The sequence below is a fragment of the Streptomyces sp. SLBN-118 genome, from assembly GCF_006715635.1.
In the GTDB taxonomy this organism is placed as follows: Bacteria; Actinomycetota; Actinomycetes; order Streptomycetales; family Streptomycetaceae; genus Streptomyces.
This window is the reverse complement of sequence record NZ_VFNP01000002.1, coordinates 1,409,279-1,435,083: the sequence shown is the minus strand read 5'-3', so window position 1 is coordinate 1,435,083 and position 25,805 is coordinate 1,409,279. Positions and strand designations below refer to the sequence as shown.

Below are 25,805 nucleotides of genomic sequence, written 5' to 3'. Positions count from 1 at the left end.
CCCACGCATCACCCACCGCACCAGCCATCGCACCAGCCATCGCTACTCCCTTGAGCCGCAAGGAGACAGCCCGATGCTGCCCTGGAAACGTGCCCTCAGACCGGTTGCCGCCCTACTGCTGGCCGTGTCTGTTGCCCTCACGCCCGCCGCCGCCGCCCATGCCGATTCAGCCACCGAATCGGCTCCCCACAGCGGCTGGAACGACTACTCCTGCAAGCCCTCCGCCACCCACCCCCGCCCCGTCGTCCTCGTCCACGGCACCCTCGGGAACTCCGTGGACAACTGGCTCGGCCTCGCTCCGTACCTGGTGCACCGCGGTTACTGCGTCTTCAGCCTGGACTACGGGCAGCTCCCCGGCGTGCCCTTCTTCAACGGCCTCGGCCCGATCGACAAGTCGGCCGGGCAGCTCAACACGTACGTCGACAGCGTGCTGGCCGCGACCGGCGCATCGAAGGCGGACCTCGTCGGCCACTCCCAGGGCGGCATGATGCCGCGCTACTACCTCAAGTTCCTGGGCGGGGCGGACAAGGTGAACGCGCTGATCGGACTCGCACCCGACAACCACGGGGCGACGCTGAGCGGTCTGGCCAATCTGCTGCCGTACTTCCCGGGCGCGGAGGACCTGCTCACCTCCGCCACCCCGGGGCTGGCCGACCAGATGGTTGGCTCCGCGTTCCTCACCAAGCTCAACGCGGGCGGTGACACCGTGCCCGGCGTTCGCTACACCGTCATCTCCACCAAGTACGAGGAGGTGGCGACCCCGTGGCGCTCGCAGTACCTCGACGGAGCGAACGTACGCAACGTCCTGCTGCAGGACCTGTGCGCGGTCGACCTGTCGGAGCATCTGGCGATCGGGCTGTTCGACCGGATCGCGTTCCACGAGGTGGCGAACGCGCTGGACCCGTCACATGCGTCGCCGACGAACTGCGCGTCCGTCTTCTCCTGAGAACACGTCTGAGAGACACGTCTGAGAACATATGACTGCGGTCCGTTCCCCGGCAGGGGGACGGACCGCAGCCATGTCGGGCGGCTAGCGCGAGTGGCGGCCACGGCGCACGGAGCCGAGCATCACGGCTGCGCCGAGGGCGAGGACCGCGGCACCGCCGACGGCGATGTACGGGGTGCTGCTCTCGCCGCCGGTCTCGGCGAGGTTCTCGGTGCCGGTGCCGGTGGCGGGCTGGGCGGAGCCGTTGACCTCGGGAGCGTTGTCGGCGGCGTTGTCGGCGGGAGCGGCCGGAGCTGTGGTGCTCTTCCCGTGATCGCCCCCGTGACCGTTGTGGTCGACGGTGGACTTGTCCGCGCCGTCCTCGATCTCCTCGTCGGACGGCGCGGACGGGGTCGGCGCGGGGGCACCGCCGGTGTTGCCGTTGTCCCGCCCGAACACCACGTCGGAGCAGGTGTAGAAGGCCTCGGGAGAGTCCGAGCGCTGCCAGATGGAGTAGATCAGGTGCCGTCCGGACTTGTTCGGGACGATGCCGTCGAAGACGTACTCACCGTTGACCAGCTTGGGGTCGGTGACCTTCGCGAAGGGCTTGCCCTCCAGGTCCGACCAATTGAGGGGCTTGCTCGGGTTGTACCCGTCCTTCGTGAGGTACAGCTCGAAGGATCCCTTGTGCGGGGCGGTCGCCTTGTAGCGGAAGGTGTGATTGCCGGAGGCGAGGGTCGAGGCGGGCCAGTCGACGCGCGGCAGGTCGAGTCCCTTGTACTTGTCACGGCCCGCGCTGCACAGCTTGCCGTCCGGTATCAACTGCTTGTGGTTGCCCGCTGCGTTGGCGATGTTGACTTCGTTCCAGTCGTAGAAGGCCTGCGTCCCACTGGCGGCGACCGCGGCCTTGCACGCAGCGGACTTCGGACTCTCGGGTCCCTCGGCAAAACAGGCGGACACGCGGCTGACCGGGTCGGTCATCGACCCGTGCGCGAAGGCCGGCCCCGCAGCCACGCCGGCAAGCGCGAGGGGCGCGAACCCGAGGGCGGCGAGGGAGATGACCTTACGGCGAGCGGTCATGGTGACGGTACTCCTTCAACAGCGGCATATGGGGGGACCCGCGGCAGGCCCGAACGGGCGGCGCGGCCCCCCGTAGGACATCTGCACCGACCGCTCGAACCGGCCCCGACGACGAGCAAGCTAGCCGCTCGGAAGGGGGAAATCGCCTGCTGGGAGGGGGTGATGGCCATACTTATGGTGCGTTTAAGGGGCCGCTAAGTGAGGGCTGAGGAAGGGGCGGCGCCGAGGGAGCTCAGGGTCTGTCGTCCCTGCCCCTCCGGCCGAAGAAGCAGTCCGGGGACACCGGCATCATCAGGATGATCTTTCGCATCACTGTCCTCGCGGGAGTCGTCAGGTCCCGGGTTGCACCAGTCAGTCGCGGTGGCGACGATACGCCTCCGGGTTCACCGTGCCGCGTATCGACCGGCCCGCCCCCTCGTCCGGATCCGGTCAGCCCGCGCTCGATCCCCCCGAACTCGCCTGCCACTCGCGTCCGATCCCTCGCAGCAGCGCCGGATACACCCCCAGGTACCGGAACGGCTTGATACCCAGCATGTAGACGCTGCCGAACAGTCCGTTCGGTTTCACCAGGACGGCCATCTGGCCGCGGTAGCCGCCGGCACCGTCCGGGACCCAGCCGATGTGCATCACCCCGTGCATGGTCCGGTTGGCGATCTCGGCCGCCCACTCGTCATGGGTCTGGTAGACGGAGGTGAACGGAAGCGCGTTGATGTCCGGCCCGCGGGAGCCCTCGCGCAGGTCCGCCGGCAGCCGGTCGCGCAGCGTCGGCACCCGGCCGCCGAGGCCGTCGGCGGGCTTGTCCCAGCCGAGCAGGGCCCCGAGCTTCCAGCGGAGCGCGAAGAGCATGCGCCCCACGGGAGAGGGGACGGGATCCCCCGTGCCGTTCGCGAACTGGTCCACGAGCCGCGCGAGATCGTCGGGGCCGCCTGGTGTCGGGAGTGCCCACACGTCCTCGACGTGGAAGTCGGCGGCGATCTCGTGGATCCGCCAGGGGCGGGACGTGTGCGCTGTTCTGGGCAGTCTCATGAGCAGCCCCCCATCTATACGGTGCCGTATAGATCGAGGCTAGCACCGTGTATACGGGGCCGTATAGTTGAGGGCTGACGTGAGGGGAGACACATCATGGGCGTGACCCGGACGCCGCGCGGCAGATGGATCGAGGAGGGGCTGCGTGCGCTTTGCGCGGGCGGCCCGGAGGCCGTCCGGATCGAGTCATTGGCGCAGGCGCTCGGCGTCAGCAAGGGCGGCTTCTACGGGTACTTCCGCAACCGGGGCGCGCTGCTCACCGAAATGCTCGACACGTGGGAGCGCGAGGTCACCGAGGCTGTGATCGAGCGGGTCGAGAGCGGCGGGGGAGACGCCAGGGCCAGGCTGGACCGGCTCTTCACGATCGTTGCCTCGTTCGGCGACGGGCCGACGACGGGCGTGGCGGCCGACCTCGCGATCCGCGACTGGGCCCGGCGCGACGAGACCGTCGCCGAGCGGCTCCGGCGCGCCGACAACCGGCGCATGGACTACCTGCGTTCGCTGTTCGGCGAGTTCTGTCCCGACAAGGACGACGTCGAGGTCCGCTGCATGCTCACCTTCTCGGTGCGGATCGGTAGCCATGTCATCGCAGCCGACCACGGCGGTCGCAGCCGCGCCGAAGTGATGGAGCTGACCAGGCAGTGGCTCCTCAGGTGAACAGATACAGTCCCTGACTACGCTCTCGCCATGACCAGCCAGGACGACACCGCCCTTCACCCCTTCCGCATCGACGTCCCCCAGCGCGACCTCGACGATCTCCACGAGCGTCTCGACCGTGCCCGGTGGCCCGACGAACTGCCCGGGGCCGGATGGGACTACGGGGTCCCGCTCGGGTATCTACGGCAGCTGGCGCGCTACTGGCGGCACGAGTACGACTGGCGCGCCGCGGAAGCGAAGCTGAACGAGTGGCGGCAGTTCACGACGGTCATCGACGGTGCCACCGTGCACTTCGCGCACATCCGCTCGCCCGAACCGAACGCGACACCGCTGATCGTCACCCACGGCTGGCCGGGCTCCATCGTCGAGTTCACCGATGTGGCCGGTCCGCTGACGGATCCGCGGGCGCACGGCGGCGATCCGGCCGACGCCTTCCACCTGGTGCTGCCGAGCATTCCGGGGTTCGGTTTCTCCGGGCCCACAAGGGAGACCGGGTGGGAGTTCCGGCGAGTGGCCGCCGCTTTCGCGGAGTTGATGGGGCGGCTCGGGTACGGGCGGTACGGCGCGCAGGGCGGGGACTGGGGCGCGGCCGTCTCGCGGGAGCTCGGGCGGGCTCATCCTGAGCGGGTCATCGGCGTGCATCTCAATCTGCTGCCCGGCGCCGCCGCCACCGAGCAGCCGGGCCCCGACGAGCTGGCCGCGCTGAGCCCGGCCGAGCGCGAGCGCACGCTGGCTTCGGTCAAACGCAGCCAGGCATGGGACCGCGACCGCAAGGGCTACGCCGACATCCAGGCCACGCGGCCGCAGACCCTCGCCTATGCGCTCACCGACTCGCCGATCGGGCAACTGGCCTGGATCGCGGAGAAGTTCAAGGAGTGGACGGACTCGAGGGACCGTCCGGAGGACGCCGTCGACCGCGACCAGCTGCTCACCAATGTGATGCTCTACTGGCTGACGGGCACGGCCGGGTCGGCGGCACGGATCTACTACGAGCGGGCCCATTCCGGCGACACCGGACCCGAGCCGTCCACCACACCGACCGCCCTCGCCGTCTTCCCGCACGACAACTTCGTACCGCTTCGGCACATTGCCGACCGGACCAACACCATCGTGCGGTGGACCGAATTCGACAGAGGCGGTCACTTCCCCGCGATGGAGGAGCCCGACCTGCTGGTCACCGACGTCCGGGCCTTTTTCCGCCAGCTGCTCCGGTAGCCCCGCGAAGCTCATGTGGACGCACCCTGACCCGCGAGTGCCCGGTTGCAGTCGTCAGGAGTCGGCTTTCACCGCGAGAACCGGGCACGGCGCACCGAGGAGGATCCGCTGCGCCGTGGAGCCCATGATGAGTTTGCCGACCGGGGTGCGGTGCCTCAGCCCGATCACTATCAGGGAGGCTTCGGACGACGCCGCCAGGTCGAGGATCTCTTCGTCGGCGTCGCGCCCGCCGACCACCTGGCGTATCTCGAAGTCGACACCCAGCTCGGTCAGGTCGCGTCGCACGTGGTCGAGGTCCTTCTGCTCCGCGAAGGCGCGGTCGGTAAGAGCGTCGCCTCGCGTTGTGTTCACCACCAGCAGGGTCTCGCCCTTGGCGCGGGTCTCCTCGATTCCCGCTCGCAGCGCGGCCTCGCCTTCCGGCGTCGGTACATATCCGACCAGTACGGTCATGTCTGCTTCCTCTCAGGCACTTCGCTCGACTGCCGGACGCACTATGTACCGCCGGACGAGCGGCCAGGCCAGCAACAGCACGATCACCGTGTAGATCACGTAGGACACCGGCCCGCCCAGCAGACCGGACAGGTCGCCGCCCGACAGCTGGAGCGACCGCCGGCCCTGCAGTTCGGCGCGCGGGCCGAGGATGACGCCCACGATCAGGGGCAGCACCGGCAGCCCGAATCTCCGCATGCCGAAACCGAGCAGCCCAAGCAGCAGCAGGAGGAACAAGTCCAGTGGCTGTGCGTTGACCGCGTAGGCGCCCATGGACGCGAAGAACACGATCCCCGCATACAGGTAGGGGCGTGGGATGCGCAGCAGCCTGGCCCAGGCCGGAGCGAGTGGAAGGTTCAGCAGGAGCAGCAACAGGTTGCCGATGAAAAGGCTGGCGATCAACGCCCATACAAGGGTCGACTCACGCTCGAACAGCAGAGGGCCCGGCTGGATGCCGTACGACTGGAACGCCGCGAGCATCACCGCGGCGGTCGCGTTCGTCGGCAGCCCGATGGCGAGCATCGGCACCAGAGTGCCCGCCGCGGACGCGTTGTTGGCGGCTTCGGGCCCCGCCACACCCTCGATCGCCCCCTTGCCGAACTCCTCGGGGTGTCGGGTCAGCTTCTTCTCCGTGGCATACGACAGAAACGTCGGGATCTCCGCACCGCCGGCCGGCATGGCACCGAACGGAAAACCGAACGCTGTGCCGCGCAACCACGGCTTCCATGACCGTTTCCAGTCCTGCCGGCCCATCCACGGCACGCCGACCGGGATGACCCCAGTGGGCTTGCGCCGCAGATGCGCGGCCACCCACAGGGCCTCGCCCACGGCGAAGATGCCGACCGCGACCACCACCACATCGATGCCGTCGGCGAGTTGGGGGATTCCGAAGGTGAGTCGCTGCTGGCCGGACACCGAGTCGATTCCGACGATGCCGATCACCAGTCCGATGAGCAGCGAGGCGAAGCCGCGGACGCGGGACGCGCCGAGCACCGCGGTGACCGCGATGAAGGACACCAGCATGATCGCGAAGTAGTCCGGTGCGCCGAGGCTGACAGCGAACTGCACCACCAGCGGCGCGACCAGTACCAACAGCAGGGTGCCGATCGTTCCGGCGACGAAGGATCCGAGCGCCGCGGTGGCAAGCGCCTGCGCCGCCCGGCCGGCCTTGGCCATCTTGTTGCCCTCGATGGCGGTGACGACCGAGGACGATTCTCCGGGAGTGTTCAGCAGGATCGAGGTGGTCGACCCGCCGTACATGCCTCCGTAGAAGATGCCTGCGAACATGATGAATGCCCGCGTCGGCTCCATTCCGTATGTCACGGGCAGCAGCAGGGCCACGGTCATGGCCGGGCCTATGCCGGGGAGGACCCCGACTGCCGTGCCGATGGTGACGCCGATCAGCGCCAGCAGAAGGTTCATCGGGGTGACGACGTGCGCGAACCCCTCGAGCAGATGATTCAGGTTGTCCATCACAGGATTCCTTGCAGCACGCCGGCCGGGAGATTGACGCCGAGCCCGATCGCGAAGGCGTAGAAGGTGATCAGCGACAGCGCGACCGAGATCGCGAGGTTGCGCACGTAGTGCCGGTTGCCCAGGGCGAAGGCCGTTCCCCAGAAGAGGACGGACCCGCTGATCACCCAGCCGAGGGGTTCGATCAGCACCGCATTGACGGCGAAGGCGCCCATCATCAGCAGCACAGTGCGCCAGTCGACCGGGGTCGTCAGGTCGACGTCCTCGCCGGCCTCCGGTTCGCCGCGACCGCCTCGCGCGACGTCGATGACGTACACCAGCGCGACGACGAGAAGAAGAACGCCGAGAACCACCGGCAGCGTGCGCGGGCCGAGCGGATCAGTGCTGCTTGTCGAGTTCCCGGTCCGGAAGGCGTCGACGATGACGAGCACCCCCACCAGGGCGAGGAACGCGCACACACCGTACTGTGCGCGGTCCCCGGCCGGTGTCGGGCGGTGACTCGTTTCGTCCCGCTCGTTGACGTGCAGGCTCATGCCAGGCCGAGCTCTGTGAGGATGGTGGCGACGGCCTTGTCCTGGTCAGTCAGGTAGGTGGCGAACCCGTCGCCGGCCATGAACGCGTCGGTCCAGCCGTGCTTGGTCAGCTCGGCCTTCCACTCCTTGGAGTCGTGCATCGCGGTCAGCGAGTCGATCCAGACCTTCTTGTCGGCGTCGCTGATGCCGGGAGGGGCGACGATTCCGCGCCAGTTCGTGAAGACCAGGTCGATACCCGAGGACTTCAGCGTCGGGACGTCCTTGAGAGCCTCGACCGGCTTCTCGCTGGTTACCGCGAGCACCCGCACCTGGCCGGCCTCGATCTGGTCGAGAAACTCACCGAAACCGCTGGCGCCGAAGGCGATCTTGTTGCCGAGGATGGCCGGGAGCAGCTCGCCGCCGCCGTCGTAACCGATGTAGTTGACCTTCTTCGGATCGATACCGACCGTCTTGGCGAGCTGCATCGGTAGAAGATGGTCCGGTCCGCCGGGCGACGAGCCGCCGCCGACAGCGATGCCCTGGGGGTTCTTCTTCCACGCGCTGACGAGATCGTCGATCGTCTTGTAGGGCGAGTCCTTGGGCACGACGATCGCGCCCGCCTCCTCCATCAGCCTGGCGATCGGTGTGGTCTGCGCGAGCGTCGCCTTCGACTTCGCGGCGTACGACGCGCCGACGACTCCCAGCCCCATCTGCATGGCCAGCTTGCCGTTGCCCTTTTCGTTCACCGTGCGCTGCAGGCCGACGGTGCCGCCCGCGCCCGGAAGGTTGAAGACCTGGATACCGGAGGCGATCTTGGTGTCCTCCATCACCTTGGCCGCGGTCCGCGCCGTGGTGTCGTACCCGCCGCCCGGGGTGTTGGGGACCATGATCCGCAGGCCGGTGACGGGCCCGTCGCTCTTGCCCTTCGCCTGCTTCTGCCCAGTGGCACCGCAGGCACTGACAGTGAGAATCGACACGGCGGTCAGGGCACCGACGAGGGCGGCTCTTCTTGCTCTCATGGCTGGTCTCTTTCGCTTCGGGCACTCGGACGCCATGATTGTGCGACTCGGCAGACACCCCGTCTGCGTTGTGTCAGCATAGAAGGTTGAGTTCATTGTGGTCGTAAGGTTTCGCCGCCACACCCTCGCCGGCGAGCTGCTGGTACTGCAGCTCGCCATCATCGTGGCGGTGCTGGTGGCGGTCGCCGCGATCTCTCTGGCTCAGTCCGAAGCGACCTTCGAACGGGTGGAAGGACGCCGGGTCACCGCGTTGGCCGAACAGGTGGCCGGGACCCCTCTGGCGCGCAGCCAGCTCGACCGGCCGGCACCGGGAGAGGCACTCGCCCCCCTGGTGCAGACCACGCTGACCCAGTCCGGCGTTACGTCCGTGACCGTCGCCGACGGCAAGGGCAAGATCGTCAGCTCCACGATTCCCACGACGGTCGGTGACCGGATGCCACTCGGTCCCGGCGTCGGCAAGGCCCGCGGCTGGTCCGGCGAAGTGATGCTGGACGGCTCCAGCCAACTGGTGGCGCAGGTCCCGGTGATCGGTGCGGCTCAGCACAACCTCGGCCGTCACCTGGGGACGGTGATGGTCGGCGAGGCCTCACCGACGGCCTGGCAACGGCTGAGCAACGCGTCGTCGTATCTGCTCGCCTACCTTGGCATCGCGAGCGGGATCGGCCTGATCGGATCGTGGCTGCTGGCCCGGCGTACCAAGCGCCAGACCCTCGGACTGGAGCCCCGCGAGATCGCCGGGCTGGCCGAGCACCGCGAGGCGATGCTGTACGGGATCGCGGAAGGCGTGGTCGCCCTCGACCCGCAGTTGCGGCTCACCCTGGTCAACGCGGTCGGCAGGCGGTTGCTCGATCTGCCCGAGAACTGTGTGGGGATGAGCCTGGCCGACCTCGGGATCGAGGGCCGACTGCACGACGTGCTGGCCGGATCCGCCGGTGACACAGCCGGGCGACGCGACGAGGTCGTCATACGCCGGGGCCGGGTGCTGGTGATGAACCGGATGACGGTCACCAAGGACGGCCGCCGGCTCGGCTCTGTCACGACCCTGCGGGACCGTACCGAACTGGCGCAGCTGGAACGCGAGATCGGATCGTTTCGCAGTTCCGCCGAGCTGCTGCGCGCGCAGGGCCACGAGTTCGCCAATCAGCTGCACACGATCTCCGGACTGATCCAGATCGGCAAGCACGACGATGTGGTGCGGTACGTCCGCGCGCTGAGCAGGCACCGCCAGTCGCTGGACATGACCGTGAACAGACGAATCCGTGACATGCCGGTCGGCGCTCTGCTGATGGCCAAGTCCTCACTCGCGGCGGAACGGAAGGTCGCGCTGCGAGTCTCGGAGCGTACGTCGCTCGACCGGCTGGCGCCGGAGGACTCCGCGGACGTGGCGACGGTACTGGGCAACCTCGTCGACAACGCCGTCGATGCCGCCGGGGCCGGCGACGACCATGGCCACCAGGCCTGGGTGGAGGTCGAACTGCGGCAGGACGCGTCCAGCGTGGAGATCGTGGTGCGCGACTCCGGCCCGGGAGTGGCGCCCGAACTCGCCCACGAAGTGTTCTCGCACGGGTTCACCACCAAGGCCGCCCAAGAGGGGGAGCGGGGGATCGGACTCGCGCTCACCCGGCTCGTCTGCAAGCGCCGCGGCGGCGAGGTCGCGGTGGCCAACACGCCCGACGGCGCCATGTTCACCGCTCGGATGTCCGTCGGCAGCCTGGCCGACGCGGTACCGGAAGGAACCTCCTCATGATCGACGTGCTGGTTGTCGACGACGACTTCATGGTGGCGAGTGTCCACCGGGCCTTCGTCGACCGCGTGGAGCAGTTCCGGGTCGTCGGAACGGCGAACACCGGCGAACAGGCGGTCGCAGCCGTCGGGGAGCTGCGCCCCGACCTGGTCCTGCTCGATCTGTATCTTCCGGACATGTTCGGACTGGACGTCATTCCACGTCTCCGGACCGCCGGCCATGACTGTGACGTCATGGTGATCACTGCCGCGCGCGAGGCGGCCGCGGTCCACCGCTCCGTCCGACAGGGCGTGGTCAACTACCTCTTGAAGCCGTTCGAGTTCGAAGACCTGCGCCCCCGCCTGGAACGATACGCCGCCCAGCGCAGCAGCCTGCTCGCCTCGGTCGTCAGGGACCAGACCGACGTGGACCGGGTGCTGGCCGGGACCGCCCTGCCCTCATCGAGCCCTGTGCTGCCGAAGGGCATGAGCGTGGAGACCGCAGGACTCGTCGAGCGGACGCTGCGCGGCACCGACGGATCGCTGTCCGCCGCCGAGTGCGCGGCCAGGGCCGGCATTTCCCGCGTCAGCGCCCGCCGTTACCTCGAACACTTCCAGTGCACGGGCCATGCTGAGGTGTGCCTGCGGTACGGAGCCGCGGGCAGACCCGAGCGCCGCTACAGCTGGCGCTCCTGAGGGCGCGCGATCGGCCGGAGGGGAGGGACCTAACGGCCGGTCCGATCGACCACATCGGTCAACTTCCCGCGGTGGGCGAGGAGTTCGAGCTCGTCCAACGCGGCCACCGCATGCTCCGCGGCCTGCGGGTCGCGGGCCGCGAGGCCGCTCTCCTCGAACTCGTCCTCGTCCAGCCGCAGCACCTGCGCCCCGTCCGCCGACACCCACAGATCGAGGTCCAGGTCCTCGACGACCAGCTCGTCGCCGTCGAGGACGGCAGGGCGGGTGATGTCGCAGTACCAGCCCTTCAGGGCGCCGTCGCCGGAGCTGACCTCCTTGACCGAGTACCAGCGGTCCCGCCAGTAGTGCTCGGTGAACACGTCGCCCGCCTCGAAGCGTACGAAGCCGAAGTCACGAGCCTCCTCGCCCGCCCACGGCGCACGCACCGTCACATGGGTGCCGTCGTCCGCGAGCAGCTCCGCGGTGTAACGGATCTTGGTCCTGCCGGCCTTGACCAGTACCACCTCAACCGAGCGTGCGGACACGCCGTACCTCCCTCGCACAGATCTCGTAACGAGCCACGTGTTTGATCGCCGCCTTGGACCCCATTGTCGGCGTCACGGCTGGTGAACGCCTCGATCTGACGCGGCGGAATTGAGGACGATCAGAGTCATGGCACGCACGGTACGTGGCGGCCTGCTCGTGCCGCCTCCCCATTTCCGCCGGTGGGGCAGAATCGGCGGGTGACCTTGAACATCGCCATCGATTCCGGTGCGGCCGTTGCCCCGTACGAACAACTGCGCGCCCAGATCTCCGAACAGGCACGCTCGGGCGCGCTGCCGGTCGGCTACCGGCTGCCGACCGTACGCGGACTGGCCGAGGACCTCGGGCTTGCCGCGAACACCGTCGCCAAGGCGTACCGGGCGCTGGAGGCGGACGGGGTCATCGAGACGCGCGGGCGCAACGGGACGTTCGTCGCGGCGGCGGGGGACGCGGCGCAGCGTGAGCTTGCGGGCGCGGCGCAGGCATTCGCGGGCCGGGCCCGCCGGTTGGGGCTCACGCAAGACGCGGCGCTGTCCGCGGTGCGGGATGCCCTGCGGGCGGCGTACGGCGGCTGAAACGGTGCCGGGAACTCTGCCCCCGAACCCCCGCGCCCGCCTCGAACTCCCCCAGAATTCGTCCGGGCCCCCACCGGACTCGATCGCCGGACGGGCTCAGCCCGAGCCCGTCCGCTTCACAAGTACAGCCCCGCGTCCGCGCCGTCGTGCTGGGGTGGGACCGACGCCGGGCTGGTGCCGCGGCGCAGGGCGTACAGCTCGGCCAGGGTCGCGCCCTCGCGGCCGACTCCCTCCTCCGTGCCCAGCCAGGTCACCGACTCCTTGCGGGTCAGCGCCCCCACCTCGATCCGGGCCAGACAGCGCCCCGGGCGGACCACCGCCGGGTGCAGCCGTTCCAGGTCCTCGTTGGTCGTCACGCCCACCAGGACATTGCGGCCCTGGCCCAGCAGACCGTCCGTGAGATTGAGCAGCCGGGACAGTGCTTGGCCCGCGGTGTGCTTCGCCTCGCCGCGGATGAGTTCGTCGCAGTCCTCGAGGAGCAGCAGCCGCCAGCGGCCCTTCGAGGTGCCTTCGTCCTCGCCGATCGCGATGTCCATCAGGTAGCCGACGTCGTTGAAAAGCCGCTCGGGGTCGAGTACGCAGTCGACCTGGCACCAGTCCCGCCAGGAGCGGGCCAGCGTGCGCAGCGCGGAGGTCTTGCCCGTACCGGGCGGGCCGTGCAGCAGGAGCAGCCGTCCGGCGATGTCGTCCGGCGTGATCTTCATCAGCCGGTCCATCGCATCGGCCACCGGTGCCGTGTAGTTGGGCCGGACCTCGTCCCAGGTCCCGGCGGCGATCTGGCGGGTGGTGCGGTGCGGGCCGCGGCGCGGCGACACGTACCAGAATCCCATGGTCACGTTCTCGGGCTGCGGCTCCGGTTCGTCGGCCGCACCGTCCGTGGCCTGCCCCAGGACCTTCTCGGCGAGTTCGGAGGTGACCGCTGTGACGGTGACGTCCGCACCGCGGTTCCAGCGGGAGATGAGCAGCGTCCAGCCCTCGCCCTCGGCGAGGGTGGCGCTGCGGTCGTCGTCCCTCGCGGAGCGCAGTACGGAGGCGGCCGGAGGCAGCAGGGTGGCGCCGGGCCTGACGCGGTCGATGGTGGAGCTGTGGGAGTACGGCTGCTCGCCCGTCGCGAAGCGGCCGAGGAACAGCGCGTCGACGACGTCCGACGGTGAATCGCTGTCGTCGACGGTGAGCCGGATCGGCAGTGCGTCCTGAGGCTTGGCAGACATGCGCCCATGATCCGGCACGGGACCGCCGCGCGCACGGTGTTTTGACCGGTGGCGCGGCCGGGCCCGCCGCCCGGCCGCCCACTCCGGCATCAGCCGAGGTCCCGCGGATCAGCCCGAGGCCCGGCGACTTGAGTAGCCGTCGCCGACGAGCACCAGTGCGACGCCGACTCCCGAGATCGCGCAGGCCGCGCCCGCGAGTCGCGCCAGTGCATCCGTCCGGACTGCTGACGGCCCGTCTCTGATTGTCTGCATGGCCGCCTTTGCCCCAGGGCGCCGGATGCATCGATTGCCGATTCCCATGCTGCGCAGCGCGCAAGAAGCCGTCAACAAGCGCTTACGCAACATTCTTGGCATGGACACTTCCGGTGAAGTATGCCCGCTGCTACGAAAGTTGAGGCAGAGATCCTGCTAAAGGGAGGTTCCATGAAACTGTCCCGAATCGCGGCATTCTCATCCTCACTCCTCCTCGGCGCCGTCCTCGCTCTCACCGGAGCCGGCCAGGCACAGGCCTCGGACAGCGCCCTCGCCCTTGACTATGTGGCCCTGGGCGACTCCTACTCATCAGGTGTCGGCGCCGGCAGCTACGACAGTGCGAGCGGCGCCTGCAAGCGCAGCACCAAGGCATACCCCAAGCTCTGGGCGGCCGCGCATTCACCCTCGTCGTTCGCGTTCACCGCTTGCTCGGGCGCTCGTACGGGTGATGTCACGGCCGGTCAGCTCAGCCCCCTCAGCTCGGCGACCGACCTCGTCTCGATCACCATCGGCGGCAATGACGCGGGCTTCTCCGACGTCATGACCACCTGCGTCCTGCAGTCCGAGTCCAGCTGCATCAACCGGATCAATCAGGCCAAGGCCTACGTCGACACAACCCTGCCCGGCAAGCTCGACTCCGTGTACTCGGCCATCAGATCCAAGGCACCCGCCGCCCACGTCGTCGTTCTCGGCTACCCCCGCTTCTACAAGCTCGGCGGCAGCTGCATCGCCGGACTGAGCGAGAACGAACGGTCCGCGATCAATGGCGCCGCGGACTACCTCAACGCCGCCACCGCGAAGCGAGCGGCGAACCACGGGTTCTTCTTCGCGGATGTCACCCCCGCCTTCACCGGACACGAGATCTGCTCCGGGTCGGCATGGCTGCACAGCCTGAACTGGCTCAACATCGGCGAGTCGTACCACCCCACCGCCTCCGGACAGTCCGGCGGCTACCTGCCCGTCTTCAGCTCACACGCCTGAGAACGGCGTTCGTGGCGTTCGGCGTGTAGGAACTCCCTTCCGTCGGGGACTCCTGCTCGCAGGTGACCGAGAAGCCGATCCAGTTGGAGCGTGCCTCGACCGGACTCCGGATTTCCACCCGGATCCGGTCGTGGTACGTCCCGCCCTGCTTGTACGTCAGCTCGACGTGGTTGACCTGCTGCTGCTTCGGGCCCCCGGCTTCAAAGTCCAGCGTCTTCCAATTCGAGTCGGAGCTCTCTCCGCTCTTCGTCGCCCAGCGGTAGTCGACGGAGGCGGGGGTGCGACCCACCGTGATCGTCGCCCGGAAGGCCGGAGCCTGTGCCTCGGGCGGCGGACAGGTGCCCGAGTAACTGCCGTGCACCGTCTCCGCGTAGACCCTGACTGTCTGCGGCGGAGTGTACGTACCGCCGTTTCCGCCACCGTTGTTGCCATGGTTTCCGCTGTTGCCGGTGGTGCCGCCGTCCGTCCCGCCTCCTGCGGGGGAGGAGGCCGTTGCGCCGGGGCTCGCGCTCGAACTTCCCGTCGCCAAGCCCGAGCCGCCGTTGCCGTCCCCGTCGCCCTCGTTCCCCTTGTCGCGGTTGACCAGCGCCCAGGCCAGACCGCCGACGGCAAGGAGCAGCGCCGCAACCCCGGCGACCAGCACCACCGTCGCCCGCCGGGCCCGATCGGGCGGCACACCGGTGGTGGCCGTGGTGGCCGGAGTGGGCAGGGGCGCGGGCGGCCGGGGAAGCGTATGCCCGACAGGTGTCGGGGTCGTCGATGCGACGGTGGGGCTGTACGGTCCCGGCGGCACCGGAGTCGTAACCGCCGTGCCGCCCGCGCCCACCACCCGCAGCAGACGCTCCGCCTCCGCGGCCGGCAGCCGCTGCGCCGGATCCTTGCGCAACAGCCCCGCGATGACCGGCGCGAGGGCCCCCGCCCTGCGCGGCGGCGGCAGTTCCTCGTCGACGACGGCGCGCAGGGTGTTCAGCGGGGTGTTCTGGCGGAACGGGGAGTTGCCTTCGACCGCCGCGTACAGCAGCACGCCGAGCGACCACAGGTCGGACTCGGGCCCCGGCGTGCGTCCCAGCGCCCGCTCGGGCGCGAGGAATTCGGGAGAGCCGATCAGCTCGCCCGTCATCGTCAGATTGGAGGTTCCCTCCACCGTCGCGATGCCGAAGTCGGAGAGCACCACCCGGCCGTCGTTGCCGATCAGCACGTTCCCGGGTTTCACGTCCCGGTGCAGTACACCCGCCTCGTGCGCGGCGCGCAGGGCGGCGAGGATCTCGGCGCCGATGTGCGCGGCGCGCTGCGGTGCGAGCGGGCCCTCCGCGTCGAGTACGTCGGACAGGGCGAGCCCGCGCACGAGTTCCATCACGATCCAGGGGCGGCCGTCCTCGGTCGCCACGTCGTAGACGGTCACCACATTGCGGTGGGAGATCCGGCCCGCGGCCCAGGCCTCACGCTCGAGACGCGCGTACAGCCGCCGCTCGTCCGCTGCGCCGAGACCGGCCGGGGCGCGGACCTCCTTGACGGCCACCTCGCGGTTCAGTACTTCGTCGCGGGCGCGCCACACCACGCCCATCCCGCCCTCACCCAGGGGGCTCAGCAGTCGGTAACGTCCCGCCACCAGCCGCGAATCGCCCGGCACTTCGCTCACAGCGAGCCCCCATCGGTAGCAGAGGAACTACCCCAAATTACCTCACGCAAGGGCTGTTGCCGCCCCCCTGAGCGCCAATCCGCATCCGATGACGAGCACGATGCAGGCCGTGCCCAGGGGAAGCGCACGCTGGGCGGCGGAGAACAGCCGCCCCTTGTGGCGGCTGCGATCGGCGAGCAGACGGGTGGCCCGCTCGCCGAGCCGCACCGCCGCGAAGCCGGCTGCGGCGAGGGTGAGGGCGAGCCCGGCGCCGTACGCGAGGACGAGCAACAGCCCGAACCAGGCCCGCCCGAGGGCGGCGGCGCCCACGAGGACGACGACGGCGGAGGGACTGGGGACGAGCCCGCCGGCGAAGCCGAGCAGGATGGTGGAACGCAGGCCGAGCGAGCGGTGCTCGTGGGAGTGGGTGTGCCCGTGGTCATGCGCGAGGCCGTGGTCATGCGTGTGGGTGTGGGTGTGCCCGTGGTCATGCGCGTGGCCGTGGTCATGGCCGTGTCCGTGCCCGTGGTCATGACCGTGCCCATGCGTATGCCCGTGCGCGGCCCCCCGCGTCCTCCACGCCCTGCGTACGAGCACCGCACCCGCCACCGCCACCAGTGCCCCGCTGGCGACGCCCAGCCAGGCGACCACCGACGGTGCCGCCGCCGAGCCCAGCGCGATCAGGCCGCCGAGTGCGAACACCCCGAGCGTGTGCGTGATCGTCACCGACGCGCCGAGGGACAGCACGTCGCGCAGGGAGTTGCGGCCGCCCGCCGCCGCGGCGGCCGCCATGACCGTCTTGCCGTGGCCCGGCGCGAGCGCGTGCATCGCGCCGAGCAGGAGCGCGGTCGCCAGTGCCAGCGCGGCGAATCCCGCGGTCAGGTCGCGCTGGGCCACCAGGTCCGTCAGCGCCCGCGTCCAGCGGTCGGCGCCGCGCGGCAGTACGGACGCGGGGGCCGCCGCCTCCCGCCCGTCCGCCGACGCGGGTGCACCGCCAGGGGTGACCGAGACCGACGCGGCCGTCCGGTCCGGGGCCGAGGAGAGCTGCCCGTCGGGGTACTTCGTCAGCCGCCGTGATTCCGATGTCTTCGGTACGTCGGACGAGGTGAGCGTCATCCGGTCGCCGCGGGCCGTGATCTCCCGCCAGCCCGGTCCTTTGGCCCCGCCCGCGGCCCGGAAGCCGATCGCCTGCCGCCCCCCGGGCAGTTCGGCCGTGAGCCTGCACTCGACGCGGAGCGTCGGCAGTCCGGCCTGCCCGGGGCGCACCTCGGCTCGGCTCGCACCGGGCGTGAGCGCCACGGTGCTCCCTTCGACCGTGACACGGCTGTCCCGCGCCGCGTCCCGGCAGCGCGCCGCCGCCCACGCGGACAGCTCCGCGGGGGACATCTCCCGGTCGCCGTCGCCGTCGATCTTCGTACGGGCCTGGGCCGCCGGTATCTCCGCCAGATCCTCCACGTGGTCGACGCCGAGCCGTCCGGGCGCGAGAAGGAGTCCGTCGTAGCGGTTGACTGTGAAGTTCCCGAGGGGATGCGCCGCTGCCGTCCCGGCGGGCAGCACCGCGAGCGCGGCACCGGCGACGAGGACCGCCGCGCCGACGGCGGTCGTACGCCTCTTCATGACGCCTCCAGAGCCTTCAGCGCGGCCCGGGCCGCACGTGAACCGGTGGGGGAGAAGCCGGGGTTGATCTTCAGCGCGGTGGCGAGCGACGCACGGGCTGCGGCCGTCCGGCCGGCGGAGCGTTCGATCATGCCGCGGTGGTACAGGAACATGGCATTGCGGCAGCCTGCCGGCGCCGAAGTGGCCAGATACGGGAGGGCTTCTGCGGAACGGCCGTTGACGTGCAGGGCCCAGGCCAGCGCGTCTGCCGTGTGCACGGTCCGGCGCTTGCCCCACTCGGCGCGAGCGGCCCTGAGCGCCTCGGCCCTGTCGCCGTGGTCGACGAGCGCCAGGGCGGTGTCCAGGTCGGTGTCGACGCCGTTGGCGCGAGCCAGCTCGGTCCAGGTGCCGATGAGTTCGTACTGGGCCCGGGCGTCGGCAGCCCGGCCCGCCGCCTCGTACAGCTCACCCAGCGCCACCAGCTGCCCCGGCAGCGGCAGCCGGTCCACCACCGCTTCGAGCCCGGACATCGCGCCCTTGGTGTCGCCGCGCGCGGCCCGGGTGCGGGCCTGCCCCTCAAGTGCGGGCAGATAGGCCGGGTCCGCGTCGAGCGCCGTGGTGAAGTACCGCTGCGCCGGGGCGTACGCCCCCTGGCCCCACTCCAGCTGGCCCAGGGCGGTCGCGACATAGGCCGTGTCGCCCGGGGACGAGGCCGACTTCAGCGCGCCGCCGAGCACCCGCCGGGCGCCCGCGATGTCGCCGCGCAGCTCCAGTACGTACGCGTAGCGCGTGAAGACGGGGATGCCGGGGCGGCGGCCGTCCGCCTGCTCGGCCGCCGCCAGCGCCTTGGGATAGCTGCCCAGTTCGACGAGCGCGTCGATCCGGGAGGCCAGCGCACGTTCACTGAAGGGGTTGACCTTCAGCGCCGCCTCCGAGGCGCGCAGCGCCCCGCGGAAGTCGTGCCGCGCCGCCGCGAGCGCGGCACGACCGGCGAGTGCCGTGTCGTTGTCCTGCGGCTGGAGCGCCAGGGAACGGGCAAGCGCCTTGTCGGCCTGCGGATACCGGGTCGGGTCACCGCTGGTCCTGGCCTGCTCGACATAGGCGGCACCCAGAGCCGCCCACCCCCGCGCGTCCTTGGGCTGCGCCCGCAGATGTGCCTGGAGGCCGGTGACCCCGCGGGCGAGGTCACCGGTGCCGATCCGGTCGAACGGCGCATCCGCCACGGGCGCGGCTGTCCGGGCCGCGGGGGGCTCGTCGCCCGCGCCGCCGGACACGACGATGCCCACGGTCAGGGCGGCGGCCAGCACCCCGGCCGGCAGCAGCATCCCGACCACACGTCCCGCCCCCGGCCGGGGGCCGGTCTCCCGGCCCCCGGGGTCGCGGCCGTCGGCCGCGGTCGTTCCTGGCGCCCTTCGCAGGGACATCGTTCTGCCCTTTCCTCTCGTCGTGTCGGGCCGGTCAGCGGTAGACGTTGCGGCGCCGCATCCGCCACCAGCTCAGACCCAGCGCGACCAGCAGCACGCCCACACCCGCGGCGATCGCGGAGGCGATCAGCGTGTTGTCGGTGAATGCGCTGCTGGACGAGGCGGACGAGGCGCCCCCGCTGAGCAGGTTGCCCTGGGCGTCCTTGGCCGCGCCTTCCTTGGCGAGCGGGCCGCGCGAGCCCTCCGTCGGCAGCGCCAGATACGGGAAGGCGCCCCCGAACTTCTGGTCGTTCTCGTTGACCGCGTCGCCCAAGTCGTTCTTCGAACCGACCAGTTCGCCCTCGACGACCTGCAGCGCGATGTCCAGGACGTCGTCGCTCAGACGCCGGCCGTTGGGGAATCCGGCGTTGTCGCCGTCCAGCACGCCCAGCCTCTTGGGCTCGGCGCTCGGAGCGATGGAGGTGTTGAGCCGCAGGGCCTCCGCGGGCTTGACGTGCATCGGCTTGTTGAGCTTGTCGACGCCCGTCAGGAACACCGAGACGAGGTCGTTGCGCGGTTCGGCCGGGGCCTTGATCTTGTAGATGCCCTCGATGAGCTTCGGCAGCTCGGGCTCGGTGACGAACTTCAGGAAGTCTCCGTCGTTCCACGGGTGGGAGGCGTTGAACTTGTCCTTGTCCTTGACGGGAATGACGACCTCGTTGACCAGCGGCATCCCGAGACGGGACACCTGCGCCCAGTGACCGTTCGCGGTCTTGCGCTGGGTGGTGGACCAGATGCCGACGATCGGCTGCTTCTCCGACTGCCGGATGTACGCGGTCGGCACCTGCAGGGCGAGCGAGTTGACGCTGTAGCCCTTGAGCGTGTCGTTGCCGACCTCGGAGAGGTTCCCGCCGTAGAGCAGGTCGAAGACGCGCAGGTCCGCGAAGAAGGGGTCGTCCGCCTGACCGGCGAACGCCGTCGATCCGCCCGCGAGTTGCTGCACGGCCTGGTCGCGCAGGGCCTGGTAGTCCGGCATGGACGCCTTGCCCACGTTCGACGGAGCCACGGGCAGATCGTCGGCGATCTTCGTGGAGTGCATCACATGCTGGTTCTTCAGCCTCAGCAGGTCGATGTCGTACGTCTGTGTGATGTTGAGGTCCGGGTCGTCGATCGTGGTGACCGGACCGGTGTTGTACAGGAACGTATTGCCGTTCTTGACGTGGTCCTTGAAGGTCCACCGGTAGATCAGGTCGCCCTGGGCGTCGCCGTCACTGTCGATGTGCACGTCGTACTGGGCGTCCGCGGCGAACTTGTAGAAGTTCGGGCCGCCGCCCGGCTCCTCGAACGGCAGCACGTTGGCGACGATCGTGGTGGTGTCCGGCTTGTCGGGGCTGACGAACGCGTACAGGTCCGTGTTGTCGTACTGGGGCTGTCCGGAGATCAGCGGTGCCTCCCGGTGGCTGGAGGCCCTGGCCGTGCCCGGCTCGACACCGGTCACGCCGGAGGCGACGAGCGCCCCGGCCGCCAGCGCCACGCAGGTAAGAGCGGCGAGCCTCCTGGGCCCCCGCCCGCTGCTGCTCAATGCGGTCATCGAATCCGTCCTTCGCGAGTGCTGGTTCTGCTCCGATGCCAGCCATTCGGTGCGGGGGACGGAACGGATTGGTCGCCAGTCCGAGAAGTTTTGTCGATCTGCTGTCCAAGTCGCCCTGGAATCACAGGTATTCGGTGAGTAGTCGTCAACTCGCGTACGGGTGTGGTGAATCCTGCGGGCGGGATACACGAGTGTGGCGGCGGGGCGATAGGGTTAACCTGCCCGGGCCGGGTGCCCTCGTACGGGTGGGGAGTGACATGGAACAGATAGCAATGCGCAGCAGGGCGCGTGTCCCTGCGATCACGTGTGGGAGCAGTGCGACCAGCACGCGTCTCGACCGACATCTCTCGGTGCTGGGCGGTCCCGCCGTCCCGCAGGGTGAGGCGGCTGAGGCGACGTCGCTGATGCGTGAGCTCACCTCGCGTGATGTCGCGCACAGCCGCAAGAGCAAGAGTGCGCGAGTCTCGCTCTTCGCGCCGCTCAGGCGGCTGCGTCGCTCACTCTTCGGCAGCCGCCGCTAGGGGGCGTGGGCGTCCCCTACTCCGCTTCACCCGTAGGCGAACGCGCTCAGGCGATCACACCGTCCCGGCGCAGCGCCGCTGACTCGGCATCCGTCATCCCCAGGGCCTTCAGCAGCGCGTCGGTGTGCTCGCCGAGTGCGGGAACCGCACCCATCCGGGCCTCGTCCCCGCCCGGAAGGACGACCGGCGGAAGCAAGGCTCTCAGCGTTCCCGCCGGTGAGTCCACCTCCCGCCACCGGTCGCGTGCAGCGAGCTGCGGATGCGCGGCCAGGTCGTTCACGCTGTTGAGCCGCGCGCACGCGATGCCCGCCGCCTCCAGCTTGTCGATCGCCTCGTCGCGGCTCAGGGACGACAGGCCCTCGGCCACCACCGCGTCGGTCCGCTCCCGGTTCGTCGTGCGGGCCCTGTTGGTCGCGAAGACCGGATCGTCCGCGAGCCCGGGCCGGCCGAGTACCTGCTCGGCCAGCCGCCGCCACTCCCGGTCGTTCTGTACGGACAGCAGCACGTGGCCGCCGTCCGCCGTCCCATAGGCGTCGTACGGAGCAATGACGGCGTGCGCGACCCCCGTGCGCGCCGGGGCTTCGCCCCCATGCATCCCGTGGTGCAGCGGATGCCCCATCCACTCGGCCAGCGAGTCCAGCATCGAGACCTCCACGGGCCCGCCGAGCCCTGTGGTCCCCCGTCGCAGCAGAGCCGCCAGCACTCCCGAGAAGGCGTACATCGCGGCGGCGATGTCGGCCGCGGGAATACCCGCCTTGACGGGCTGCTCGGCGGTTCCCGTCACCGAGACCAGGCCCGCCTCGCACTGCACGAGCATGTCGTACGCGCGCTTGTGCGCATACGGTCCCTCCGCGCCGTAGCCGGAGATGTCCACGGCGATCAGCCGCGGGTGCGCGGCGCACAGGGTGGCCGCGTCCAGACCCAGCCGGGCCGCCGCTCCCTGGGCGAGGTTCTGTACGAACACATCGGCATCCGCGAGAAGCCGGCGCACGATGTCCAGACCGCGGGGGTCCTTGAGGTCGACGGCGATGGACTCCTTGCCGCGGTTGCACCAGACGAAATGCGAGGCGAGCCCGCGGGCCGCGGTGTCGTAGCCGCGGGCGAAATCTCCGCCGTCGGGGCGCTCGATCTTGATGACGCGGGCCCCGAGATCAGCGAGCTGGCGCGTGGCGAACGGCGCCGAGACGGCCTGTTCGACGGCGACGACCGTGATCCCGTCGAGGGGGAGGGGCTGATGGTTCATAACAGCCGTGCCTACCGTGTACGTGCCACCTTTGTCACCCCCGAGCGAGTGGCACTCGCCCTCACACCAGGGCGAACTGACCCTCCGGTCCCTCTTCGTGATGGTCGAGTACGGAGGCGGGCCGCCGGGCCGAGGCGGGCGGCGGAAGCACGCCCGGCAGGTCGGTGATCTCCTCCTCCACCTTCAACTCGTCCTGTCGGCTGCGGAGTTCACCCAGCAGAGCCAGGACGGTGATCAGCTCCAGCAGTTCAGAGGTCCACTCCTGCGGCCACACGGCGGGCCGTATCGCCTCCAGCGTCCCGGGCTCGGCCGCGGCGGTACGGCGCTCGAACCACAGTTCCAGGAGGCGAACACCGGCGACATGGAAGTCCCACGCCTCGGCGGGCACGGGAGAGATGCGGCCGTCGCCCAGACTGAGCACCTCCTCCTCGGCGTCGTACGCGATCGCACCGGGCCTTGCGGGCACGGCGGCCCGCACATACGGCCGGCGTCCGCCGGGCAGCCGGGGCCGCTCGCCGCCCCGGGCCCCGCGCAGCTGGATCCGCGTCATTTCTCGCCCCAACTCCACGCCGGACCGCCATACCCGGGGGTCGGCGGGAAGGGGCACGACACATCCGGCGGCCGAGGGTTCGGCGGCCGCGACGATCCATGCCAGCACCTCGTCGGCGTCGACCTCGCGCCGGTAACGGCTGCCGAGGGCGGACAGCAGACCCGGCGCGAGATTCGGCTCCCGGCCGCCGGGCCTCCGGTAGAGCGGACGGATCCGGCCGGGCCGTCCGGCGGGGGAGCGCCCGTCGGGCAGCACCGCGCAGATGCTCACGGCGGGCCCCGCGGGCTGAGCCACCCAGCCGTGCTCCACGACGAACAGCTGCCGCTCGTCGGCCACCCGCCACAGCTCGGGCCTGGCGACATCGATGAGCCGGTGGTCGGCAATCAGCCACTGCTCGTCGAAGGCGCCGTGACAGACCCGCACCGGCGCGGGACAGGGCCCGTGCTCCCGCACGAACCTGGGCGTCCCGCTGCTCTGCCCGGGCAGCTGACTGACGGCACTGCGCGGCGTACGCGCCCGGGTGCAACCGAACAGCGCGTCCTGCCCGACGCCCTCCGCCCGTACGACGGCCTCCCAGCGCGCCTTCAGGGAAGCGGCATCCGGAGCCATCACCCAGGGTCGCCCCAGCCGCAGGGGTCCGGTGCCCCACGGCATGAGCTCGTCCAGCATCGGCATGCGGAAATGCTAACGGCGGGCGCCGACAGGGCTCACTCCGCGTCGACCGTGACCGAGAAGGAGAAACGGTCCCCCCGGTACCGGATGCGAGCCACGTCCACCACTTGGCCCTTCTCGTCGTACGTCACGCCTGTGTAGTGCAGGATCGGGCTCAGCAGCGGCACCTTCAGGAGCTCCGCCGTCCGCGGGTCCGCCAGGCGTGCCTCCACCGTGTCCGTGATGCGGCTGATCCGCACCCCCACCCCGTCCCGCAGCACCTTCGTCATCGGCCAGCGCTGAAGGTCCGCGATGTCCAGCCGCGCCGCGATGTCCGGACGGACCGCGTTCTCGGCCCAGTTGGTCGGCTCACCGCTCTCGCCGTCGCAGCGCAGCCGCCGGTATGTCACGACCTCGGCCTCCTCGGGGAAATGTTCCGCGAGGTCGCCGGGCACCGGCTCGGGGCCGTGCCCCAGGATCGTCGTGCGCTCGCCCGACTGCTGGGCCACGATCGCGTCGATCGAGCCCAGCAGCCGCCTCGGCGCTCCCCGCCGCGCCCCCGGTTCGATGAATGTGCCCCGCCGCCGGTGTCTGCTGATCAGGCCCTCCTCCTCGAGCTCCTTGAGGGCCTGGCGCATCGTGAGCACGCTGACGCCGTAGTGCGCGGCGAGCTGCTCCTCGGTGGGCAGCCGCAGCGACGCCTCGGGCGTTCGGCCCAGTATCGAGGCGCGCAGTGACTGCGAGACCTGGTACCACAGCGGCAGCTTGCGGTTCAGGACCAGCGAATCGGGGGCGAAGGCGGTCACGGCGTACTCCGTACTACGACCGGAAGTGGCGCTCAAGACCCTGCCATACGTCGTCGTAGCCCTTCTGCAGATGGCCGGCGCTCGCCGCCTGCCCGGTCGCCGTCACCGGCCAGCGCGTCTCGAACATGAACGCAAGCCCGTCGTCGATCTTCTGGGGCTTGAGGTCGGCGGCGCTGGCGCGGTCGAAGGTCTCCCGGTCGGGCCCGTGCGCGGACATCATGTTGTGCAGCGAGCCGCCGCCCGGAACGAAGCCCTCCGCCTTGGCGTCGTACGCGCCCTCGATCAGGCCCATGTACTCGCTCATCACATTGCGGTGGAAGTACGGCGGCCGGAAGGTGTCCTCACCGACCAGCCAGCGCGGTGCGAACACGACGAAGTCGACGCCCGCCAGGCCCGGGGTGTCGCTGGGCGAGGTCAGCACGGTGAAGATCGACGGGTCCGGGTGGTCGTAGGAGATCGTGCCGATCACATTGAAACGGTGCAGGTCGTAGACGTACGGAACGTGGTTGCCGTGCCAGGCGACGACATCCAGCGGCGAGTGGTCGTAGGTCGCGGCCCACAGGTTTCCGCAGAACTTGTTGACGACCTCGACCGGGCCCTCCACGTCCTCGTACGCCGCCACCGGCGCGAGGAAGTCCCGGGCGTTGGCCAGGCCGTTCGCGCCGATCGGGCCGAGGTCCGGCAGCTGGAACGGCTGACCGTAGTTCTCGCAGACATAGCCCCGGGCACTCTCGTCGAGCAGCTCGACGCGGAAGCGGACGCCGCGGGGGATCAGCGCGACCTCGCCGGGACGGGCCGCGAGCAGCCCGAGCTCCGTGCGGAGCAGCAGTCCGCCCCTCTCCGGCACGATCAGCAGTTCGCCGTCCGCGTCGCTGAACACCCGGTCCGTCATGGAGGAGTTGGCGTGGTACAGGTGCACGGCCATGCCCGTGCGCTGGGTCGCGTCACCGTTTCCGCCGAGCGTCCACAGTCCGGCCAGCCAGTCGGTCCCGGGAGCGGGATCCGGCAGCGGGTTCCAGCGCAGCCGGTTGGGGTCGGGGACGGTCTCGGTGAAGGGCGCGCTGCGTACGCCGCCGTTGTCGATGCGGGTGAACGGCGGATGCGCGGCCGAGGGGCGGATCCGGTACAGCCATGAGCGGTGGTTGTGGGCGCGCGGCTCGGTGAACGCGCTGCCGCTCAGCTGCTCGGCGTAGAGCCCCAGCGGGGCGCGCTGCGGCGAGTTGCGTCCGTGCGGAAGCGCGCCCGGCACGGCCTCCGAGCTGTGTTCATTGCCGAAGCCGGTCAGGTGCTCAAGGCCTTCGGCCGTCTTGCGCGCCTGCTCGATGCCGCTCATCGTCCGCTCCCGGTGCTGAAGGAATCCTATGGACAACCGTAGGATTGCGGGACCGCCTCGTCAATTGTTCGCGACCCCTCCCCACCCTGCATACCGGTCGGTATGCTCGGCCGCATCGCCGTCGCCCCAGGGAGGGCC

At 70.1% G+C, this 25,805-nt stretch carries 25 protein-coding genes; 8 read left to right on the top strand and 17 right to left on the bottom strand.

Annotated features, from left to right (window positions below; all coding sequences use genetic code 11):
- Nucleotides 1-73: 73 nt before the first annotated feature.
- Nucleotides 74-946: an alpha/beta fold hydrolase gene (locus tag FBY35_RS25175; protein WP_142218150.1), complete on the top strand. Its 873-nt coding sequence runs from the start codon at nt 74-76 to the stop codon at nt 944-946.
- A gap of 84 nt (nt 947-1,030) precedes the next feature.
- On the opposite strand, the gene FBY35_RS25170 is transcribed toward FBY35_RS25175, so the two are convergent.
- Both FBY35_RS25170 and FBY35_RS25160 read right to left on the bottom strand, forming a co-directional pair.
- Complete coding sequence (locus tag FBY35_RS25170; RefSeq protein WP_142216259.1) at nt 1,031-2,005, bottom strand: lytic polysaccharide monooxygenase; 975 nt, start codon at nt 2,003-2,005, stop codon at nt 1,031-1,033.
- A 429-nt stretch (nt 2,006-2,434) separates the two neighbouring features.
- The gene (locus tag FBY35_RS25160; RefSeq protein ID WP_142216257.1) at nt 2,435-3,031 is read right to left on the bottom strand and encodes a DUF2867 domain-containing protein; all 597 of its coding nucleotides are present in this window, start codon (nt 3,029-3,031) and stop codon (nt 2,435-2,437) included.
- Between the two features lie 96 nt (nt 3,032-3,127).
- Between FBY35_RS25160 and FBY35_RS25155 the strand changes: the two genes are divergently transcribed.
- The gene (locus tag FBY35_RS25155; protein ID WP_142216256.1) at nt 3,128-3,688 is read left to right on the top strand and encodes a TetR/AcrR family transcriptional regulator; all 561 of its coding nucleotides are present in this window, start codon (nt 3,128-3,130) and stop codon (nt 3,686-3,688) included.
- 30 nt (nt 3,689-3,718) lie between these two features.
- Nucleotides 3,719-4,903 (top strand): epoxide hydrolase family protein, encoded by a 1,185-nt coding sequence (locus FBY35_RS25150; protein ID WP_142216255.1) that lies wholly within the window; start codon nt 3,719-3,721, stop codon nt 4,901-4,903.
- A gap of 54 nt (nt 4,904-4,957) precedes the next feature.
- Here the strand turns inward: FBY35_RS25150 and FBY35_RS25145 are convergent, their stop codons facing one another.
- The 4 genes from FBY35_RS25145 to FBY35_RS25130 are packed head-to-tail and all read right to left on the bottom strand — an operon-like array spanning nt 4,958 to nt 8,396.
- On the bottom strand, nt 4,958-5,353 hold the full coding sequence (locus FBY35_RS25145) for a universal stress protein (protein WP_142216254.1): 396 nt from the start codon (nt 5,351-5,353) through the stop codon (nt 4,958-4,960).
- 12 nt (nt 5,354-5,365) lie between these two features.
- Complete coding sequence (locus tag FBY35_RS25140; RefSeq protein WP_142216253.1) at nt 5,366-6,865, bottom strand: tripartite tricarboxylate transporter permease; 1,500 nt, start codon at nt 6,863-6,865, stop codon at nt 5,366-5,368.
- The gene (locus FBY35_RS25135; protein ID WP_142216252.1) at nt 6,865-7,398 is read right to left on the bottom strand and encodes a tripartite tricarboxylate transporter TctB family protein; all 534 of its coding nucleotides are present in this window, start codon (nt 7,396-7,398) and stop codon (nt 6,865-6,867) included. The genes FBY35_RS25140 and FBY35_RS25135 overlap by 1 nt, the downstream gene beginning before the upstream one ends.
- On the bottom strand, nt 7,395-8,396 hold the full coding sequence (locus tag FBY35_RS25130; protein ID WP_142216251.1) for a tripartite tricarboxylate transporter substrate binding protein: 1,002 nt from the start codon (nt 8,394-8,396) through the stop codon (nt 7,395-7,397). The genes FBY35_RS25135 and FBY35_RS25130 overlap by 4 nt, the downstream gene beginning before the upstream one ends.
- Nucleotides 8,397-8,493: 97 nt before the next feature.
- Here FBY35_RS25130 and FBY35_RS25125 point away from each other — a divergent pair, with 97 nt between their 5' ends.
- On the top strand, nt 8,494-10,143 hold the full coding sequence (locus FBY35_RS25125; protein ID WP_142216250.1) for an ATP-binding protein: 1,650 nt from the start codon (nt 8,494-8,496) through the stop codon (nt 10,141-10,143).
- Nucleotides 10,140-10,814 (top strand): response regulator, encoded by a 675-nt coding sequence (locus tag FBY35_RS25120; RefSeq protein ID WP_142216249.1) that lies wholly within the window; start codon nt 10,140-10,142, stop codon nt 10,812-10,814. The genes FBY35_RS25125 and FBY35_RS25120 overlap by 4 nt, the downstream gene beginning before the upstream one ends.
- 29 nt (nt 10,815-10,843) lie before the next feature.
- Here FBY35_RS25120 and FBY35_RS25115 read toward each other — a convergent pair whose 3' ends face one another.
- Nucleotides 10,844-11,338: a DUF402 domain-containing protein gene (locus FBY35_RS25115; RefSeq protein WP_186357061.1), complete on the bottom strand. Its 495-nt coding sequence runs from the start codon at nt 11,336-11,338 to the stop codon at nt 10,844-10,846.
- A gap of 198 nt (nt 11,339-11,536) precedes the next feature.
- On the opposite strand from FBY35_RS25115, the gene FBY35_RS25110 reads away from it, so the two are divergent.
- Nucleotides 11,537-11,911: a GntR family transcriptional regulator gene (locus FBY35_RS25110; RefSeq protein ID WP_142216247.1), complete on the top strand. Its 375-nt coding sequence runs from the start codon at nt 11,537-11,539 to the stop codon at nt 11,909-11,911.
- A 116-nt stretch (nt 11,912-12,027) separates the two neighbouring features.
- Here the strand turns inward: FBY35_RS25110 and FBY35_RS25105 are convergent, their stop codons facing one another.
- Nucleotides 12,028-13,122, bottom strand: coding sequence for a DUF5925 domain-containing protein (locus tag FBY35_RS25105; RefSeq protein ID WP_142216246.1), 1,095 nt, complete (start codon nt 13,120-13,122; stop codon nt 12,028-12,030).
- Between the two features lie 108 nt (nt 13,123-13,230).
- Nucleotides 13,231-13,374: a hypothetical protein gene (locus FBY35_RS36180; protein WP_160159316.1), complete on the bottom strand. Its 144-nt coding sequence runs from the start codon at nt 13,372-13,374 to the stop codon at nt 13,231-13,233.
- A gap of 171 nt (nt 13,375-13,545) precedes the next feature.
- Here FBY35_RS36180 and FBY35_RS25100 point away from each other — a divergent pair, with 171 nt between their 5' ends.
- The gene (locus tag FBY35_RS25100; RefSeq protein WP_142216245.1) at nt 13,546-14,355 is read left to right on the top strand and encodes an SGNH/GDSL hydrolase family protein; all 810 of its coding nucleotides are present in this window, start codon (nt 13,546-13,548) and stop codon (nt 14,353-14,355) included.
- Here FBY35_RS25100 and FBY35_RS25095 read toward each other — a convergent pair.
- The 4 genes from FBY35_RS25095 to FBY35_RS25080 are packed head-to-tail and all read right to left on the bottom strand — an operon-like array spanning nt 14,339 to nt 20,563.
- Nucleotides 14,339-15,994, bottom strand: coding sequence for a serine/threonine-protein kinase (locus tag FBY35_RS25095; RefSeq protein ID WP_142216244.1), 1,656 nt, complete (start codon nt 15,992-15,994; stop codon nt 14,339-14,341). The two genes, FBY35_RS25100 and FBY35_RS25095, sit on opposite strands and share 17 nt — an antisense overlap.
- A gap of 42 nt (nt 15,995-16,036) precedes the next feature.
- A complete protein-coding gene (locus FBY35_RS25090; RefSeq protein ID WP_142216243.1) occupies nt 16,037-17,590 on the bottom strand; it encodes a nickel transporter in 1,554 nt (517 codons plus the stop codon).
- Nucleotides 17,587-18,993, bottom strand: a complete 1,407-nt coding sequence (locus tag FBY35_RS25085; protein WP_142216242.1) for a tetratricopeptide repeat protein — start codon at nt 18,991-18,993, stop codon at nt 17,587-17,589. Before FBY35_RS25085 ends, FBY35_RS25090 begins: the two co-directional genes overlap by 4 nt.
- A 34-nt stretch (nt 18,994-19,027) precedes the next feature.
- Entirely contained in the window at nt 19,028-20,563 is a 1,536-nt protein-coding gene (locus FBY35_RS25080) for a DUF4331 domain-containing protein (protein WP_142216241.1), read from the bottom strand.
- 257 nt (nt 20,564-20,820) lie between these two features.
- On the opposite strand from FBY35_RS25080, the gene FBY35_RS25075 reads away from it, so the two are divergent.
- Nucleotides 20,821-21,084: a hypothetical protein gene (locus FBY35_RS25075; protein ID WP_186357060.1), complete on the top strand. Its 264-nt coding sequence runs from the start codon at nt 20,821-20,823 to the stop codon at nt 21,082-21,084.
- 46 nt (nt 21,085-21,130) lie between these two features.
- On the opposite strand, the gene FBY35_RS25070 is transcribed toward FBY35_RS25075, so the two are convergent.
- The 4 genes from FBY35_RS25070 to hmgA form a co-directional block, all read right to left on the bottom strand.
- Nucleotides 21,131-22,327, bottom strand: coding sequence for a CaiB/BaiF CoA-transferase family protein (locus FBY35_RS25070; RefSeq protein ID WP_142216240.1), 1,197 nt, complete (start codon nt 22,325-22,327; stop codon nt 21,131-21,133).
- Between the two features lie 61 nt (nt 22,328-22,388).
- Nucleotides 22,389-23,552 (bottom strand): type ISP restriction/modification enzyme, encoded by a 1,164-nt coding sequence (locus FBY35_RS25065; protein ID WP_142216239.1) that lies wholly within the window; start codon nt 23,550-23,552, stop codon nt 22,389-22,391.
- A gap of 32 nt (nt 23,553-23,584) precedes the next feature.
- Nucleotides 23,585-24,334 carry a GntR family transcriptional regulator gene (locus tag FBY35_RS25060; protein WP_142216238.1) on the bottom strand — a complete coding sequence of 250 codons (750 nt, stop codon included), beginning with the start codon at nt 24,332-24,334 and terminating at the stop codon, nt 23,585-23,587.
- Between the two features lie 13 nt (nt 24,335-24,347).
- The gene (hmgA, locus tag FBY35_RS25055; protein ID WP_142216237.1) at nt 24,348-25,667 is read right to left on the bottom strand and encodes a homogentisate 1,2-dioxygenase; all 1,320 of its coding nucleotides are present in this window, start codon (nt 25,665-25,667) and stop codon (nt 24,348-24,350) included.
- Between the last annotated feature and the right edge of the window lie 138 nt (nt 25,668-25,805).

Bases quoted from the DNA above. Each gene is read 5' to 3' on its own strand.
- FBY35_RS25175 (WP_142218150.1), top strand. From the start codon at position 74: ATGCTGCCCTGGAAACGTGCCCTCAGACCGGTTGCCGCCCTACTGCTG.
- FBY35_RS25170 (WP_142216259.1), bottom strand. From the start codon at position 2,005: ATGACCGCTCGCCGTAAGGTCATCTCCCTCGCCGCCCTCGGGTTCGCG.
- FBY35_RS25160 (WP_142216257.1), bottom strand. From the start codon at position 3,031: ATGAGACTGCCCAGAACAGCGCACACGTCCCGCCCCTGGCGGATCCAC.
- FBY35_RS25155 (WP_142216256.1), top strand. From the start codon at position 3,128: ATGGGCGTGACCCGGACGCCGCGCGGCAGATGGATCGAGGAGGGGCTG.
- FBY35_RS25150 (WP_142216255.1), top strand. From the start codon at position 3,719: ATGACCAGCCAGGACGACACCGCCCTTCACCCCTTCCGCATCGACGTC.
- FBY35_RS25145 (WP_142216254.1), bottom strand. From the start codon at position 5,353: ATGACCGTACTGGTCGGATATGTACCGACGCCGGAAGGCGAGGCCGCG.
- FBY35_RS25140 (WP_142216253.1), bottom strand. From the start codon at position 6,865: ATGGACAACCTGAATCATCTGCTCGAGGGGTTCGCGCACGTCGTCACC.
- FBY35_RS25135 (WP_142216252.1), bottom strand. From the start codon at position 7,398: ATGAGCCTGCACGTCAACGAGCGGGACGAAACGAGTCACCGCCCGACA.
- FBY35_RS25130 (WP_142216251.1), bottom strand. From the start codon at position 8,396: ATGAGAGCAAGAAGAGCCGCCCTCGTCGGTGCCCTGACCGCCGTGTCG.
- FBY35_RS25120 (WP_142216249.1), top strand. From the start codon at position 10,140: ATGATCGACGTGCTGGTTGTCGACGACGACTTCATGGTGGCGAGTGTC.
- FBY35_RS25105 (WP_142216246.1), bottom strand. From the start codon at position 13,122: ATGTCTGCCAAGCCTCAGGACGCACTGCCGATCCGGCTCACCGTCGAC.
- FBY35_RS36180 (WP_160159316.1), bottom strand. From the start codon at position 13,374: ATGCAGACAATCAGAGACGGGCCGTCAGCAGTCCGGACGGATGCACTG.
- FBY35_RS25100 (WP_142216245.1), top strand. From the start codon at position 13,546: ATGAAACTGTCCCGAATCGCGGCATTCTCATCCTCACTCCTCCTCGGC.
- FBY35_RS25090 (WP_142216243.1), bottom strand. From the start codon at position 17,590: ATGAAGAGGCGTACGACCGCCGTCGGCGCGGCGGTCCTCGTCGCCGGT.
- FBY35_RS25085 (WP_142216242.1), bottom strand. From the start codon at position 18,993: ATGTCCCTGCGAAGGGCGCCAGGAACGACCGCGGCCGACGGCCGCGAC.
- FBY35_RS25080 (WP_142216241.1), bottom strand. From the start codon at position 20,563: ATGACCGCATTGAGCAGCAGCGGGCGGGGGCCCAGGAGGCTCGCCGCT.
- FBY35_RS25075 (WP_186357060.1), top strand. From the start codon at position 20,821: ATGGAACAGATAGCAATGCGCAGCAGGGCGCGTGTCCCTGCGATCACG.
- FBY35_RS25070 (WP_142216240.1), bottom strand. From the start codon at position 22,327: ATGAACCATCAGCCCCTCCCCCTCGACGGGATCACGGTCGTCGCCGTC.
- FBY35_RS25065 (WP_142216239.1), bottom strand. From the start codon at position 23,552: ATGCCGATGCTGGACGAGCTCATGCCGTGGGGCACCGGACCCCTGCGG.
- hmgA (WP_142216237.1), bottom strand. From the start codon at position 25,667: ATGAGCGGCATCGAGCAGGCGCGCAAGACGGCCGAAGGCCTTGAGCAC.